This window comes from Gibbsiella dentisursi (assembly GCF_039539505.1).
Taxonomy (GTDB): Bacteria; Pseudomonadota; Gammaproteobacteria; order Enterobacterales; family Enterobacteriaceae; genus Gibbsiella; species Gibbsiella quercinecans.
Genome location: NZ_BAABDG010000002.1, coordinates 236,141 through 250,312 on the forward strand (window position 1 = coordinate 236,141; position 14,172 = coordinate 250,312).

The window sequence follows — 14,172 nt, forward strand, 5'->3', positions numbered from 1 at the left end:
GCCACTGAGCGATGTGGCCAGCCGCACCTCGAAATCTATGGGGTATAACGTTCGTTACACATTAATTATCGCGTTCAATAATGAAGCTGGCTAACGCTCGTAGTGGCGCGGTGTTATAAGATTGCGCTGCCAGGGCATCCAGGGCGGCTAATGCTTCCTGGTAGAGATCCCACGCTTTTGCCTTCGCGCTGTCAAGCCCGAGTAAGGCCGGGTAGGTGCTTTTGCCATGCTGTTGATCGGCGCCCTGGCGTTTACCAATCTTGGCAGTTTCACCGATGACATCAAGAATGTCATCCTGAACCTGAAACGCCAGCCCGATGGCTGCGGCGTAGCGATCGAGCAACGGCAGGGCGGCGCGGCCTCTCTCACCCGCAGCCAGCGCGCCCAGGCGCACCGCTGCGCGGATCAATGCGCCGGTTTTATGGTTGTGAACCTGCTCCAGCGCTTCCAGATTAATCTGAAGGCCTTCCGCGGCCAGATCCAGCGCCTGGCCGCCGCACATGCCGGCGACGCCGCTGGCGCTGGCCAGCTCGGAAACCATCGCCAGACGATCGCACAGGGCGACATCGGGCATCTCGGCATCCGCCAGGATGGTGAACGCCAGCGTTTGCAGCGCGTCGCCGGCCAGAATCGCATTCGCTTCGCCAAATTTGATGTGGCAGGTCGGCAGGCCGCGGCGCAGATCGTCATTGTCCATCGCCGGCAGATCGTCATGGATCAGCGAATAGGCATGGATGCACTCTATGGCCGCTGCCGGGGCATCCAGGCTGCCTGGCTGCAGACCAAACATTTGCCCGGTTGCGTACACCAGAAACGGGCGCAGCCGTTTGCCGCCCAGCAGTGCGCCGTAGCGCATGGCTTCCACCAGGCTGCTGTCGTTGAAGGGCAAGGGGGCAAGAAAATCCGTCAGTGCGCGATCGACCCGTTGGCGATAGGCCTGTAACTGGCTGTTAAAGTCAGTCATAGCAATTACTCAGCATCCGGGGTAAAAGGCGTCAGGGGCGCTTCATCGGTGCCGTCGTTAAGCAGGATCTGCACGCGTTGTTCCGCTTGCTGCAGCTTTTGTTGGCCCTGGCGCGCCAGCTGTACACCGCGCTCGAATTCGTTCAACGCGTCTTCCAGTGGTAGTTCGCCCGTTTCCAGACGGGTGACGATCCCTTCCAGCTCCTGCAGCGCGCTTTCAAAGCTAAGGGTTTGCTCGGTACTGCCTGATTGTGCAGGTTTTTTCGGCATAATTTTCTTTTTACATCATCATGTGAACAGTAGGGCTAAAGACTATCGTAGCGGATTTTGAACAGTAAATCATGGCGCGCATGTATGGTTTTGCGCGCAGAGCGGCACCAGATGGTGATATACTCCGACCGCCGAATATATTGTGACTCTTTTTCCCCCGAAATCCTTATCTGACTATAAAGACCGCCATGAAGTTTATCATTAAATTGTTCCCAGAAATCACCATAAAAAGCCAATCTGTGCGTTTACGCTTCATCAAGATCCTGACGACCAACATTCGTAACGTCCTGAAGCAGTATGATGAAACGCTGGCGGTGGTGCGGCACTGGGATTTCATCGAGGTGCGCGCCAAAGACGAAAACCAGCGCCCGGCAATTGCCGATGCGCTGACGCGTATTCCCGGTATCCACCATATTCTCGAGGTGGAAGACCGCGCCTATACCGATATTCACCATATCTTCGAACAAACATTGGAAGCCTATCGCGATCAGTTGGAAGGGAAGACCTTCTGCGTGCGCGTTAAGCGCCGCGGCAAACAGGACTTCAATTCCCAGGACGTGGAGCGCTACGTCGGCGGCGGTTTAAACCAGCATATCGCCAGTGCGCGGGTCAAACTGACGCACCCGCAGGTGACGGTTAATCTGGAGATCGAAGACGATAAGTTGATGCTGGTGAAAGCGCGCCGTGAAGGGATCGGCGGTTACCCGATCGGTACGCAGGAAGACGTTATGTCGTTGATTTCCGGCGGCTTTGATTCCGGTGTTTCCAGCTATATGCTGATGCGCCGTGGCTGCCGTGTGCACTATTGCTTCTTTAACCTCGGCGGCTCGGCGCATGAAATCGGCGTTAAGCAGGTGGCGCACTACCTGTGGAATCGCTTTGGCAGCTCGCACAAAGTGCGTTTTGTGGCGGTTGATTTTGAACCGGTGGTGGGGGAGATCCTGGAAAAAGTTGATGACGGCCAGATGGGTGTGGTGCTGAAACGCATGATGGTGCGTGCCGCTTCCCAGGTGGCGGAGCGCTACGGCGTGCAGGCGCTGGTCACAGGCGAGGCGCTGGGCCAGGTATCCAGCCAAACGCTCACCAATCTGCGTTTGATCGACAATGTGTCAGACACGCTGATTCTGCGCCCGCTGATCTCCCATGATAAAGAGCACATCATCAATATCGCACGGGCGATTGGCACCGAAGACTTCGCCAAAACCATGCCGGAATACTGCGGTGTGATTTCCAAAAGTCCAACGGTGAAGGCGGTTAAAGAAAAGATCGAAGAGGAGGAGGGCAAGTTCGACTTCACTATCCTCGATCGCGTGGTGCGCGAGGCGAAAAACATCGATATCCGCACTATCGCCAGCGAAGTTCAGGAACAGGTAACGGAAGTCGAGACCGTGGCGGCGTTCGCTGCCAGCGATGTGGTTCTGGATATCCGCGCGATTGACGAGCAGGATGAAAAGCCGCTGCAGTTGGCGCAGGTTGAAGTGAAATCGCTGCCGTTCTACAAGCTTGGCAGCCAGTTTGGCGATCTGGACCAGAGCAAAACCTATTTGCTGTACTGCGAGCGCGGCGTGATGAGCCGCCTGCAGGCGCTGTACCTGCTGGAGCAAGGCTACACCAACGTTAAAGTGTATCGCCCTTAACGCTTTACGATGAACCGCTTTCAGGCCGCAGCCGGCAACGCTGCGGCCTGAAGGGATCAGTCGCTGAAATCGTACATCCCTGGGATCAACACCAACTGCGCCGCCACTTCCGCCGCTTTCGCTTTCCCCAACAGTAAATCGATCAGCTTCAGGCTGAACTCCATGGCGGTGCCCGGCCCTTGGCTGGTCAGCAAGTTGACCCGTGGGTCAAACACCACGCGGCGCTCCATCCATTTATCCTGCGGAATCTTGTCTTTTAGCCCGGGGAAGCCGGTCATGTTACCCACCGGGAACAGATCGTGATGTTGCAGCACCAGCGCCGGCGCCGCGCAGATGGCGGCGACGATTTTGCCTTGCAGGTGCATGCGGCGGACTTTTTCCACCAGCAGCGGGCTATCGCGGAAGCATTCGGCCCCTTTCAGGCCGCCGGGCAACACAATGGCGTCAAACGGCTCATCCACAATCGTCACCAGCGGTGCATCCGCCAGCAGTTTGACGCCGCGCGAACAGGTAATGGTCAGCCCGCCGTCCCCCGCCACGCTGGCGGTGGTGACCTTAACGCCGGCCCGCACCAACAGATCGATCGCCGTGACGGCTTCGGTTTCTTCGCTACCAGGTGCCAGGCATACCAACGCCGATACGCTCATAATCATTTTCCTTTTTCTTAATCAGTTCGAATAATCGGGTATTTTCCGCCAGCACACGGCCGTGGCTGCGCGCCTTGCGCAGCACGTAACCGTTGATGTAATCAATCTCGGTGTGCCGCTGGGCGCGAATGTCCTGCAGCATAGAGGAAATATTGTCTGCAGTGCTGTCGATCACTTGCAGCACATACAGCAGCAACCCTTCGCTGGAGGTGTGCAGACCTTCCATCTCCATGACGGCGGCAACTTCGTTGCAGACGGCTTCGACTTCCGGCAGGTGTTGGCGCAGCGCGCCGTTACGGCAGTCATACAGCGCGGTGAGTGGATTAATCACGCAGTTCACCGCCAGCTTGCGCCAGTTGGCCGCCGTGATGTTGTTGTGCCAGGCAACGTCAGGCAGCGCCTGATGCAGCACTTCGGCCAGGCTGCTGAGGTGCATGGCGCCGGGCGAGGTGGGGCCGATATGAGTGGTGCCGTTAGCCACATGAATAATGGTCGAGCCGTCACGGCGCGCCGCGTGGGTGGTGGTGCCTTGCAGCATCGGCTGGCTGTTGGCGTCCAACTCATCCTGGGTACCCATGCCATTATGCAAAAGCAATACGGCGCATTGGGGGTTTAGGTGTGGCAGCAGAGCGTTGACCGCGCCGGAAACCTGCCAGGCTTTCAGTGTGACCAGCAGGAGTTCACTTTGCGCCAGGTGCGCGGGATCGTTAGCCGGAAGATTGTGGTTAAATACGCTGCCGTCGGGGGCAATGACATTCACCGGGCAAAAAGGTTGGGGCACCCGGAGCCATCCTTGTACCTCGTGCCCTTGCCGATAAAGTTGGGCGAGCCACAGTTGGCCGAGCGCGCCGCAACCAAGAACCGTTATTTTCATTTTGCCTCCCTAAGCAGTGCCCCGCAATCGTACGTCAGCGCCGCTGGCGGTCATTGGGCGCCACGGCCTATTGCGGGGCACTGTCCTGGTGTTCGGGGTTCCGCTCAACGGCGGTCTTATCATTATAGACTTTCGCGTTGCCGGGCTCACCACGGCGATCCGTAGAGTTTTGTCTTCCCGGGTAAAGCGGTTATTATGCTCGCCATCGAATGGCCTAACGTTGTTTTAGGCTAAATTTATTTGCCATGTCGGGCCCGTAAGCGCTCTGGGTGGCGATGACCAATACGCCTACTGGGATAGGTCGTATTCAGAAGGAGGAAGTATGCCATCTTTTGACATCGTTTCTGAAATTGATATGCAGGAAGTCCGTAACGCCGTTGACAATGCGTCACGCGATCTCGGCACCCGTTGGGATTTTCGCAACGTGCCGGCCAGTTTTGAGCTGAACGAAAAAAACGAAAGCATCAAAGTGGCCAGCGAATCGGATTTCCAGGTGAAGCAGTTGCTGGATATTTTGCGTGAGAAGCTGGCCAAGCGCGGCATCGACGGCGCGGCGCTGGAGATCCCGGATGCGCTGGAGCACAGCGGCAAAACCTACAGCGTCGAGGCTAAGCTCAAGCAGGGTATTGAAACCACGCAGGCCAAGAAGCTGGTGAAGCTGATCAAAGACAGCAAACTGAAGGTACAGGTGCAGATTCAGGGCGATGAAGTGCGCGTGACCGGTAAATCGCGTGACGATCTGCAAAGCGTGATGGCGCTGGTGCGCGGCGGGGATCTGGGGCAGCCGTTCCAGTTCAAGAACTTCCGCGATTAACTTTTCTGCCCAGACAATGCCAAGGGCCAGCATGCTGGCCCTTGGCTTTACAGTGAATTGACTAACGCTTCTAACTGCCGGCGATTCGTCTGCTGCGTGTCCACTTTCACATAGGCGCTGCGCTCATCCGCCACGACGATCGCCTCCGCCACGCCCGGTTGCGCTTTCAAACGCTGTTCCAGCGCAGAATCCTTCACCGCCAGCTCAGACAGCGTAATGCGCAGGCTGCTGACGTACGGCGGCTCTTTCATCGTGCGGCATACCAGGAACCACAGTGCGGCCACCAACGCCCCGGCAATGAATACGCCGCCCGCGCCCAGCAGGCCATACAGCCAGCCGCCGGCGCTGCCGCCGATTGCCACGCCGATAAATTGGCTGGTGGAGTAGACCCCCATCGCCGTGCCTTTATAACCGGCGGGGGATTCCTTGCTGATTAACGAAGGCAGAATCGCTTCCATTACATTAAAGGCGACGAAGAAGAGCTGAACGCCGGCGATAATGCCCCACAGGTGGGCGCCGGAGAACCACAGCACTATCTCGGCGCAGAATAAAACCACCACGCAGCCGGTGAAAACCCGCTTCATGCGGCGTTTTTTCTCGGCATAGATGATGAAAGGCACGACGGCGGCAAACGACACCAGCATGGTTACCAGATAAACAACCCAATGCTGTTGCGCCGCCAGCCCCGCCTGTTCCATTGCCAGCGGCAAGGCCACGAAGCTCGACATCAGCAGAATATGCAGGCACATGATGCCGAGGTTGAGCTTCAGCAGGCTGGGGTTGCGGAGCACTTTGTGAAAGCTGCCGCTGACGATGCTCGATTCGCGGTTCAGCACGTGGCTGTCGGCATTGGGCACCACCAACAGCGTGATGGCAATCCCGGCCAGCGCCAGCACGGCGATCATCCAGAACAGCGCGTGCAGGCCAAAGGCGTGGGTGACAATCGGGCCGATCACCATGGCGATGGCGAAGGTAATGCCGAAACTGACGCCGATGAAGGCCATGGCTTTGGTGCGGTTCTGCTCGCGGGTCAGATCGGACAGCAGCGCCATCACCGCTGCGGCGATGGCGCCGGACCCCTGCAGGGCGCGGCCCAGAATGATCCCCCAGATGGAATCGGTCACGGCTGCAATGACGCTGCCGAGGGTAAACAGCAGCAGGCCGCCGACAATCAGCGGCTTACGGCCGATACGATCGGAAACCAATCCGAAGGGGATCTGGAACACGGCCTGCGCCAAACCGTAAATGCCGATGGCGAAGCCGATAAGCGCCTCACTGGCGCCTTGCAGCGCCATCCCATAGGTGGTGAGGACCGGCAGCACCATAAACATGCCGAGCATGCGCAGCGAGAAAACTACGCCGAGCCCCCAGGTTGCCCGCCGTTCCTGTGGAGTCATGGTATTGTCGTTCATTGTTACCTCGGTAAAAACCATTCGGCAGGCGATTGCGCTGCACGGCCTGCCGAATGGTTTCTAAAAATAGTGGAAGCATTTTAGTGTGTGGGGCAGGGGGGGTAAATCGAATGTTGTTTAACAGATATTACCGGTGCGCCCCACGATACGAATAAAATGGGCCGCAAAAGCGGCCCATGCAATACGGCGATGTTTACGGCTTACCACACGTAGGTCAGCAGCGCTTCCTGCGCCGTGCTGGTGCTGAAGTCGATTGACATCATCACGCTCAGGGAGGTGATGGCGACGATCGAAAACACAAACAGCTTGCGCGCCCAGATACTGTCGTTTTCAGCCTTATAGCCGCGCAACGCCATACCCAGCCACCATACGCTCACTGCCGCGGCGACAATCAGGTATTTGTAGCCGGCATAACCGCTCAGGGCCAGCATCAGCGTGGCGATCATAAACGCCAGTATGTAGACCGTGATGTGGTTCTTGGCGACGGAAATGCCTTTCACCACCGGCAACACCGGGATATTGGCGGCCTGGTAATCCTTGAAGCGGAAAATGGCAATCGCATAGGAATGCGGCATTTGCCACAGGCTGAAAATCGCCAGCAGGATAAGCGCTCCGGCGTCGAACTCGTTGGTGACGGCACAGTAGCCGATCACCGGCGGCGCAGCGCCGGACAGGCTGCCGATCAGCGTGCCGTAGACCGAGTGGCGTTTCATATACAGGCTATAAAGGCCGACATAAACCACAAAGCCCATCACCGCCAGCCACATGGCCAGTGGGTTGGCCGCGGTATACAGCAGGACAAAGCCGGCAATACCCAGGACGGTAGCGTAAACCAGGCTGGCACTCGGTGCGATCAGGCCTTTTACCAGCACCCGATTCTTCGTTCTCTCCATTTTTTTGTCGATGTCGCGATCGATATAGTTGTTGAAAACACAACCCGATGCGACCACCAACGAAACCCCGACCAGGGTGGCGAGAAACAGGGGATAGTCGATGCTCCCTTTGGACGCGAGCAGAAATCCCCCGACGACAGAAATTAAATTGCCGAAAATAATTCCTGGTTTCGTTACTTGCAGGTATTGCTTAATCATCACGTGCGGCTCGGCTCTTAACTGACCATCATATTGACGTTGAGGTTGTACATAATCCAGAGTGAACCCACCACAACAATACCGATGATCATAGCGGTAAACAGCAATGCCACCAGGTTCCAGCGCTCTTCCGATGAGGTATTCATGTGCAGGAAGTAAACAAGGTGAACAATCACCTGAATTACTGCCATGCCGACAACAACCGCCAGAATAGTGGAATGAGAGGCTGCGCCGTTCATTACCATCGCAAACGGGATCACCGTCAGGATGATCGACAGAATAAAGCCGATCAGGTAAGACTTGACGCTGCCGTGGCTTGCGCCGCCGTGAGAGGTTTCATGGGATGAATGGCTCATTACATAACCCCCAGCAGGTAAACAACGGTAAATACGCAGATCCACACCACGTCCAGGAAGTGCCAGAACAGGCTCAGGCACATCAGGCGGGTTTTGTTGGTGCTGGTCAGGCCGCGTTTGCCCACCTGCAGCATCATCACAACGATCCAGATCAGGCCGGAAGCAACGTGAATCCCGTGCGTCCCCACCAGCGCAAAGAAGCTGGACAGAAATGCGCTGCGATCCGGGCCAAAGCCTTCGGTAATCAGGTGATGGAATTCATAGATTTCCATCCCAATAAAGCCCAGGCCGAACAGGAAGGTCAGGAACAGCCAGAGGTTAACGCCGCTCACTTTACCGTTGTTCATGGCGATCATCGCCATGCCGTAGGTAATGGAGCTAAACAACAGCAGGAAGGTTTCGACCAACACAAACTTCAGATCGAAAATATCCTTGCCAGAGGGACCGCCTGCGGTCCCATTAACCAGTACTGCATAGGTTGCGAACAAGCTCGCAAACAAAATACAGTCGCTCATCAGGTAGATCCAAAATCCGAAGACTTTGGTCTCTCCCGCCTCATGGTGCCCATGCTCTGCATGGGCTGCGTTATGGTTAGTCAGAGTATCAGTTGACATGTTTCACGCCTGCTTTGCTGATTTGTTCATAGTGTTGGTTCTCAATGCGCTCAATTTCGGCAACAGGCACATAGTAATCAACATCTTGATCGAAGCTCTTGGCAATCCAGACCACGATCATGCCGATGAAGCCGATGATCGCCATCCACCAGATTTCCCAGATCATCGCGAAACCGAATACCAGGCTGAAGAAGGCGATAATCACGCCGGCGCCGGTGTTCTTAGGCATATGGATCTGTTCGTATTTCGCCGGTTTCTTATACGCTTCGCCTTTTTCTTTCATATCCCAGAATGCGTCACGATCGTGAATTTCCGGGGTGATGGCAAAGTTGTAGAACGGCGGTGGTGAAGAGGTAGACCATTCAAGCGTACGGCCGCCCCACGGGTCACCGGTCAGATCGCGGTTCTGATCGCGATCGCGGATACTGACGAAGATCTGAATCAACTGGCACAGGATACCGCAGGCAATCAGCGCCGCACCGCCCGCAGCCACCATCAGCAACGGATGGAACTCAGGGTTGATGTTCTGGCTGATACGGCGGGTCATCCCCATGAAGCCCAGCGCGTACAGCGGCATGAAGGCAACGAAGAACCCGATGATCCAGAACCAGAATGCGCGTTTGCCCCAGGTTTCGTTCAGCGTGAAGCCGAAGGATTTCGGGAACCAGTAGGTCAGGCCGGCGAAGCAGCCGAACACCACGCCACCGATGATAACGTTGTGGAAGTGCGCAATCAGGAACAGGCTATTGTGCAGCACGAAGTTTGCGCCCGGCACGGCCAGCAGCACGCCGGTCATCCCACCGATGGAGAAGGTGATGATGAAGCCAACGGTCCACAGCATAGCGGAGTTGAACTGAATGCGGCCCTGATACATGGTGAACAGCCAGTTGAAGATTTTCACCCCGGTTGGGATGGAAATGATCATCGTGGCGATACCGAAGAAGGCGTTAACGTTCGCCCCGGAACCCATGGTGAAGAAGTGGTGCAGCCATACGATAAATGACAAAACGGTAATCGCAATGGTTGCCCATACCAAAGAGGTATAGCCGAACAGACGTTTCTGCGAGAAGGTGGCGGTTACTTCAGAGAACACCCCGAAGACCGGCAGCACCAGAATGTACACTTCCGGGTGGCCCCAGGCCCAAACCAGGTTGATGTACATCATCATGTTGCCGCCCATATCATTGGTGAAGAAATGGGTGCCCAGATAGCGATCCAGGGTTAGCAACGCCACAGTAACGGTCAGAATAGGGAACGAAACGATAATCAGCACGTTAGTGCACAGCGCGGCCCAGGTGAACACCGGCATTTTCATCATCGGCATGCCAGGGGCACGCATTTTCATGATGGTTGCGAAGAAGTTCACGCCGGTCAGCAAGGTGCCAAGGCCGGAAATCTGCAGGCTCCATATCCAGTAATCAACCCCGACGCCGGGGCTGTACTCCTTGCCCGACAGCGGCGGATAGGCCAGCCAGCCGGTTTGAGCGAATTCACCCACCCCTAAGGAGAGGTTAATCAGCACCACGCCGACGACAAAGAACCAGAAGCTCAGGGAGTTCAGGAACGGGAAGGCAACGTCACGCGCGCCAATCTGCAGCGGCACCACGATGTTCATCAGGCCGACCACAAACGGCATCGCCATGAAGAAGATCATGATGACACCGTGCGCGGTGAAAATCTGATCGTAGTGGTGAGGCGGCAGGAAGCCTGCTTCACCGGCAGAGGCTAGCGCCTGCTGGCTACGCATCATGATGGCGTCGGCAAAACCACGCAGCAGCATCACCATCGCAACGATGATGTACATGATACCAATTCGTTTATGGTCAACGGAGGTCAGCCATTCGCTCCACAACCACTTCCATTTGCCCAAATATGTTATCAGCGCCAGCAGTGCCAGGCCTCCAACCACAATTGCAGCAACGGTGACCATGATGATCGGCTCATGGTACGGAACCGCATCAAGTGTTAATTTTCCCAACATCAGATTATTCCTCGGCTCCGGCGTGAGCGTGTTCACCCATGTCCATACCCTGGCTCATGTCCATACCTTCGTGCGCGTTGGCTTCTGCCGGTGCGCCGTGGTGCATGTGCATGTCGCCCATGAATTTGGCAATAGTTTCTTTGAACAAATTCGGTTTGACACTGGAGAAGTACTCAACCGGGTTGTTTTCACTCGGCTCTGCCAGTTTGTTAAAGTCGTCGGTGGTATTAAGGTTGTTAGACGATTCTTTCACCTTGGCTACCCACTGGTCGAAGTCGCCTTCGGTTGGGGTGACGATCGCGGTGAATTTCATGCCGGAGAACCCGCGGCCGCTGAAGCTGCTGGAAATACCTTTGTATTCGCCTGCTTCATTGCCGATCAGGTGCAGTTTGGTCTGCATCCCGGCCATCGCATAAATTTGCCCACCTAACTGAGGAATAAAGAACGAGTTCATTACCGAGTTAGAGGTGATCTTGAATTCGACGGGAACGTCTTTCGGGAAAGCCAGTTCATTAACGGTCGCAATCCCTTGTTCTGGGTAGATGAACAGCCATTTCCAGTCAAGCGACACCACTTCGATCGTCATCGGCTTCTTGTCGGAGACAATCGGCTTGAACGGATCCAGCGCGTGGGTCGTTTTCCAGGTGATGGTGCCCAGGATAGCGATGATAATGATAGGAATGGTCCAGACGACAGCTTCAATCTTGTTGGAGTGTGACCAGTTCGGACTGTATTTGGCGTCTTTGTTGGAGGAACGATACTTCCAGGCAAAGGCAAACGCCATAAAGATAACGGGTATCACAACGATCAGCATCAGCGCGATCGCAGTGAGTATCAGTGTCCGTTGTTCAACGCCTATTGCTCCCTTGGGATTCATCAACACGGTATCACAGCCACTGAGCAATACAGTGGATGCAATTAATGACAGCATCCCAATACTTTTATTGTATTTCTTAAGTCTCATCTAACGACCTCAATTACAAAGGCTCTATTGTCGTTTCATATGTGCGGGCATTTTACGGGAAGGTTGCAACACTGTAAACACGCTTCAAGGAGTGTCAGTGCCTTGTTGACACTTTCTGTTAAGGGTGTCACAGATGTTACTGTTGAGTGACAATTACCAATAGCAACAATGTGTTGCCGTATGGCATCGCCGCACTCTGGCCGTATGTTCAGGAAAAGCAACGGTTATGGGCGACTATACGCTTTACCGACTATGTTTTAAACAAAAACGGAAGTATATTTAATGTAAAATAAATGTAGTTAAAAGGTGTATTTATTTTTATTTTTTTGCTGGCGTTTGTGGATGAAAATAATTAGGGCGATTCTTTTTAAATAAATTTGGTTACCACATATTTTGCGGCAGCCGGAAAAACCGGCCGCCGCAGGTATTACGCCAGGCGGGTGCGGCGCAGCGCCAAATAGTCGAGCAGGCTGCCCATCGCAATGCCGGCTACGCTCAGGATCGCGCCGGCCTCTAACGTGTTATCGGCAAGCGCCGGCAGGTTGAGCCAACCCAGCGCGTTGCCGATCAACAGCAACAGCCAAAGCCCCAGCAGGGCACATCCGGCGGTGAGCAAGCGCAGCGCCCAACGGTAGGCATTGCGGTATTCGGTGCGCGGCAGGAAGCCGTCGGTGTTCTGGGTATATTCCAGTGTTTGCCGGCATATCGCCAGCAGGAACAGCCCCGGCAGCGCGGCAACGATAGAAAACAGATAAAACAGCGGCCAGCCGTGCGCTTCAACGAACCAACCGGCGATCGGCCCGACGTAAACGCGGCCAACGGCGGAAAGGGCGGAGAGCAAAGCAAACTGGGTGGCGGAGAAGGATTTGTTGCACAGGGTCATCAGCAATGCGACAAAGGCCGCCGTGCCCATGCCGCCGCACAAATTTTCCAGGAAGATGGCGCTGCCCATGGTGATGATGTTTTTATCGGTCACCGACAGGATCCAATACCCCACGTTTGATACCGCTTGCAGGATGCCGAATAGCATCAGGGCGCGGAACAGCGTCAGGCGTTGCATCAGCACCCCGCCGAACAGCGCGCCAACGATAGTGGCGAACAGCCCGAGGGTTTTATTTACCAGCCCCACTTCCCCTGCGTCGAAACCGACGCCGCGGATCAAAAACGTGGTGCTCAGGCTGCCGGCGAAGGCATCCCCCATCTTATACATAACGATCAGCAGCAGGATGAGCCAGGCGTTATTGCGGGCGAAAAAATCCCGCAGCGGCGCGACCACCGCCTGTTCCATACTGCGCGGCACCGGCACCTGCTCATCCGGTTCGGGCGCCATCAGGGTGGCGGCGACGCCGATCAGCATCAGCGCGGCCATTAGCCAGTAGGTCGCCTGCCAGCCAAGGTAACGGTCCGCCAGCCAGAGCGCCAACCCGCCGGACACCAGCATGGCCAGCCGGTAGCCCAGCACCGAGATCGCCGCACCGGCGCCGCGCGCTTCCGCGCTCAGCAGATCGGTTTTATAAGCATCGAACACAATATCCTGCGAGGCGGAACAGAAGGCCACCAGCACGGCCAGCGCCGCCAGCCACCACAGATGTTGCGCGGGCTGCATAAAGCCCATCGCCACAATGGCCGCCACCAGGAGCAGTTGGCTGATGAGCAGCCAGCCGCGGCGCCGGCCAAGAAACGGCGGCGTGTAGCGATCCATAAAGGGTGACCAGAGGAACTTGAAAACATACGCCTGCCCGACCAGCGAGAAAATCCCAATGGTCTTCAGATCGATGTTTTCAACGGTCATCCAGGCTTGCAGTGTGCCGGAGGTCAGGGCCAGGGGCAGGCCTGAAGCAAAGCCCAGCAGCAGAAGAATGGCGGAGTTACGCTGGGTGAAGATATTCAGATACTGTTTCGACATGGGATCCTTGTCTGCGCCGCCCGATGCTCCGGGCGGCAATTAAGGCATTGACTGATTAACGCGCGTTCTGCTTGATGAAATCGCTGACGCTGGTGTCCTGCGCCATATCGGCGATGACATCGCCCAGAACGGTATTGACCGCGCTGGTGATCTTGTCGTTGTTGGCGGTGAAGGCACCCTGCACGTTATAGGTGGAACGGTAGTTTTTCACCTGTTTGCTGCCGTTTTTCGCCTGAACGATGATTGAAATATCCGCCTTGGTGGTGATGTTGTAGCGCAGGTTCCCTTCAGAAACGTCGGCGTACAGGTTGTTCACCACGATTTGCAGATCGGCCTGCCCATCAGGGCCGATCATATAACCGCGCGCGCCCATTTGTTTTTCAAGCACTTCTTGCAACAGGAAGCGCAGATCGCGTGAAGGCGTCAGGGTGATCAGTTGGCCGTCGCGGTTAACCTTCGCCAGTGCCTGATCCGGGCGCTGGTCTGCGCCGTTGATGCTGATGGTGACACCCTGCAAAGTAGGATCCTGTTGCGGCAGGACGATCTTCGGCGTGACGTTCAGGGTATTGCTGCTGGTGGCGCAGCCTGCAAGCATCAGGGCGGCCAACAAGGGAATACACAGTTTTTTTAGCATATTACGTTC

Annotated in this window: 14 protein-coding genes; 2 read left to right on the top strand and 12 right to left on the bottom strand. The window is 55.9% G+C overall.

Annotation, left to right across the window (positions count from 1 at the left end; genetic code table 11):
- Positions 1-61 precede the first annotated feature (61 nt).
- Both ispA and xseB read right to left on the bottom strand, forming a co-directional pair.
- Positions 62-964, bottom strand: a complete 903-nt coding sequence (gene ispA, locus ABFX35_RS01460; RefSeq protein ID WP_346078764.1) for a (2E,6E)-farnesyl diphosphate synthase — start codon at positions 962-964, stop codon at positions 62-64.
- A gap of 5 nt (positions 965-969) precedes the next feature.
- Entirely contained in the window at positions 970-1,233 is a 264-nt protein-coding gene (gene xseB, locus ABFX35_RS01465; protein WP_346078766.1) for an exodeoxyribonuclease VII small subunit, read from the bottom strand.
- A gap of 188 nt (positions 1,234-1,421) precedes the next feature.
- Here xseB and thiI point away from each other — a divergent pair, with 188 nt between their 5' ends.
- A complete protein-coding gene (gene thiI / locus ABFX35_RS01470; protein WP_279023019.1) occupies positions 1,422-2,870 on the top strand; it encodes a tRNA uracil 4-sulfurtransferase ThiI in 1,449 nt (482 codons plus the stop codon).
- Positions 2,871-2,926: 56 nt separating this feature from the next.
- Here the strand turns inward: thiI and yajL are convergent, their stop codons facing one another.
- Together yajL and panE are read right to left on the bottom strand one after the other, a co-directional pair.
- Positions 2,927-3,517, bottom strand: coding sequence for a protein deglycase YajL (gene yajL, locus ABFX35_RS01475; RefSeq protein ID WP_346078768.1), 591 nt, complete (start codon positions 3,515-3,517; stop codon positions 2,927-2,929).
- Entirely contained in the window at positions 3,480-4,391 is a 912-nt protein-coding gene (gene panE, locus ABFX35_RS01480) for a 2-dehydropantoate 2-reductase (RefSeq protein ID WP_346078770.1), read from the bottom strand. The genes yajL and panE overlap by 38 nt, the downstream gene beginning before the upstream one ends.
- A gap of 322 nt (positions 4,392-4,713) precedes the next feature.
- Between panE and ABFX35_RS01485 the strand changes: the two genes are divergently transcribed.
- Complete coding sequence (locus ABFX35_RS01485; RefSeq protein ID WP_279023025.1) at positions 4,714-5,205, top strand: YajQ family cyclic di-GMP-binding protein; 492 nt, start codon at positions 4,714-4,716, stop codon at positions 5,203-5,205.
- Positions 5,206-5,252: 47 nt separating this feature from the next.
- On the opposite strand, the gene ABFX35_RS01490 is transcribed toward ABFX35_RS01485, so the two are convergent.
- From ABFX35_RS01490 to ABFX35_RS01525, 8 genes are all read right to left on the bottom strand, one after another.
- Entirely contained in the window at positions 5,253-6,617 is a 1,365-nt protein-coding gene (locus ABFX35_RS01490; RefSeq protein ID WP_279023026.1) for an MFS transporter, read from the bottom strand.
- 200 nt (positions 6,618-6,817) lie between these two features.
- Positions 6,818-7,708 carry a heme o synthase gene (cyoE, locus tag ABFX35_RS01495; protein ID WP_346080811.1) on the bottom strand — a complete coding sequence of 297 codons (891 nt, stop codon included), beginning with the start codon at positions 7,706-7,708 and terminating at the stop codon, positions 6,818-6,820.
- A 17-nt stretch (positions 7,709-7,725) separates the two neighbouring features.
- On the bottom strand, positions 7,726-8,064 hold the full coding sequence (locus tag ABFX35_RS01500; RefSeq protein WP_095845611.1) for a cytochrome o ubiquinol oxidase subunit IV: 339 nt from the start codon (positions 8,062-8,064) through the stop codon (positions 7,726-7,728).
- A complete protein-coding gene (locus ABFX35_RS01505) occupies positions 8,064-8,678 on the bottom strand; it encodes a cytochrome o ubiquinol oxidase subunit III (protein WP_095845610.1) in 615 nt (204 codons plus the stop codon). The genes ABFX35_RS01500 and ABFX35_RS01505 overlap by 1 nt, the downstream gene beginning before the upstream one ends.
- Entirely contained in the window at positions 8,668-10,659 is a 1,992-nt protein-coding gene (gene cyoB, locus ABFX35_RS01510; protein WP_279023029.1) for a cytochrome o ubiquinol oxidase subunit I, read from the bottom strand. The genes ABFX35_RS01505 and cyoB overlap by 11 nt, the downstream gene beginning before the upstream one ends.
- Positions 10,660-10,663: 4 nt before the next feature.
- Positions 10,664-11,623 (bottom strand): cytochrome o ubiquinol oxidase subunit II, encoded by a 960-nt coding sequence (gene cyoA / locus ABFX35_RS01515; protein WP_279023031.1) that lies wholly within the window; start codon positions 11,621-11,623, stop codon positions 10,664-10,666.
- A 427-nt stretch (positions 11,624-12,050) separates the two neighbouring features.
- Positions 12,051-13,529 carry a muropeptide MFS transporter AmpG gene (gene ampG / locus ABFX35_RS01520; RefSeq protein WP_279023033.1) on the bottom strand — a complete coding sequence of 493 codons (1,479 nt, stop codon included), beginning with the start codon at positions 13,527-13,529 and terminating at the stop codon, positions 12,051-12,053.
- Between the two features lie 55 nt (positions 13,530-13,584).
- Positions 13,585-14,163 (bottom strand): lipoprotein, encoded by a 579-nt coding sequence (locus tag ABFX35_RS01525; protein ID WP_279023034.1) that lies wholly within the window; start codon positions 14,161-14,163, stop codon positions 13,585-13,587.
- Between the last annotated feature and the right edge of the window lie 9 nt (positions 14,164-14,172).

Excerpts from the sequence above, each read along its gene's own strand:
- ampG (WP_279023033.1), bottom strand. The coding sequence starts at position 13,529 with ATGTCGAAACAGTATCTGAATATCTTCACCCAGCGTAACTCCGCCATT.
- ABFX35_RS01490 (WP_279023026.1), bottom strand. The coding sequence starts at position 6,617 with ATGAACGACAATACCATGACTCCACAGGAACGGCGGGCAACCTGGGGG.
- panE (WP_346078770.1), bottom strand. The coding sequence starts at position 4,391 with ATGAAAATAACGGTTCTTGGTTGCGGCGCGCTCGGCCAACTGTGGCTC.
- cyoA (WP_279023031.1), bottom strand. The coding sequence starts at position 11,623 with ATGAGACTTAAGAAATACAATAAAAGTATTGGGATGCTGTCATTAATT.
- cyoE (WP_346080811.1), bottom strand. The coding sequence starts at position 7,708 with ATGATTAAGCAATACCTGCAAGTAACGAAACCAGGAATTATTTTCGGC.
- ABFX35_RS01500 (WP_095845611.1), bottom strand. The coding sequence starts at position 8,064 with ATGAGCCATTCATCCCATGAAACCTCTCACGGCGGCGCAAGCCACGGC.
- ABFX35_RS01525 (WP_279023034.1), bottom strand. The coding sequence starts at position 14,163 with ATGCTAAAAAAACTGTGTATTCCCTTGTTGGCCGCCCTGATGCTTGCA.
- cyoB (WP_279023029.1), bottom strand. The coding sequence starts at position 10,659 with ATGTTGGGAAAATTAACACTTGATGCGGTTCCGTACCATGAGCCGATC.
- yajL (WP_346078768.1), bottom strand. The coding sequence starts at position 3,517 with ATGAGCGTATCGGCGTTGGTATGCCTGGCACCTGGTAGCGAAGAAACC.
- ABFX35_RS01505 (WP_095845610.1), bottom strand. The coding sequence starts at position 8,678 with ATGTCAACTGATACTCTGACTAACCATAACGCAGCCCATGCAGAGCAT.
- ispA (WP_346078764.1), bottom strand. The coding sequence starts at position 964 with ATGACTGACTTTAACAGCCAGTTACAGGCCTATCGCCAACGGGTCGAT.
- xseB (WP_346078766.1), bottom strand. The coding sequence starts at position 1,233 with ATGCCGAAAAAACCTGCACAATCAGGCAGTACCGAGCAAACCCTTAGC.
- thiI (WP_279023019.1), top strand. The coding sequence starts at position 1,422 with ATGAAGTTTATCATTAAATTGTTCCCAGAAATCACCATAAAAAGCCAA.
- ABFX35_RS01485 (WP_279023025.1), top strand. The coding sequence starts at position 4,714 with ATGCCATCTTTTGACATCGTTTCTGAAATTGATATGCAGGAAGTCCGT.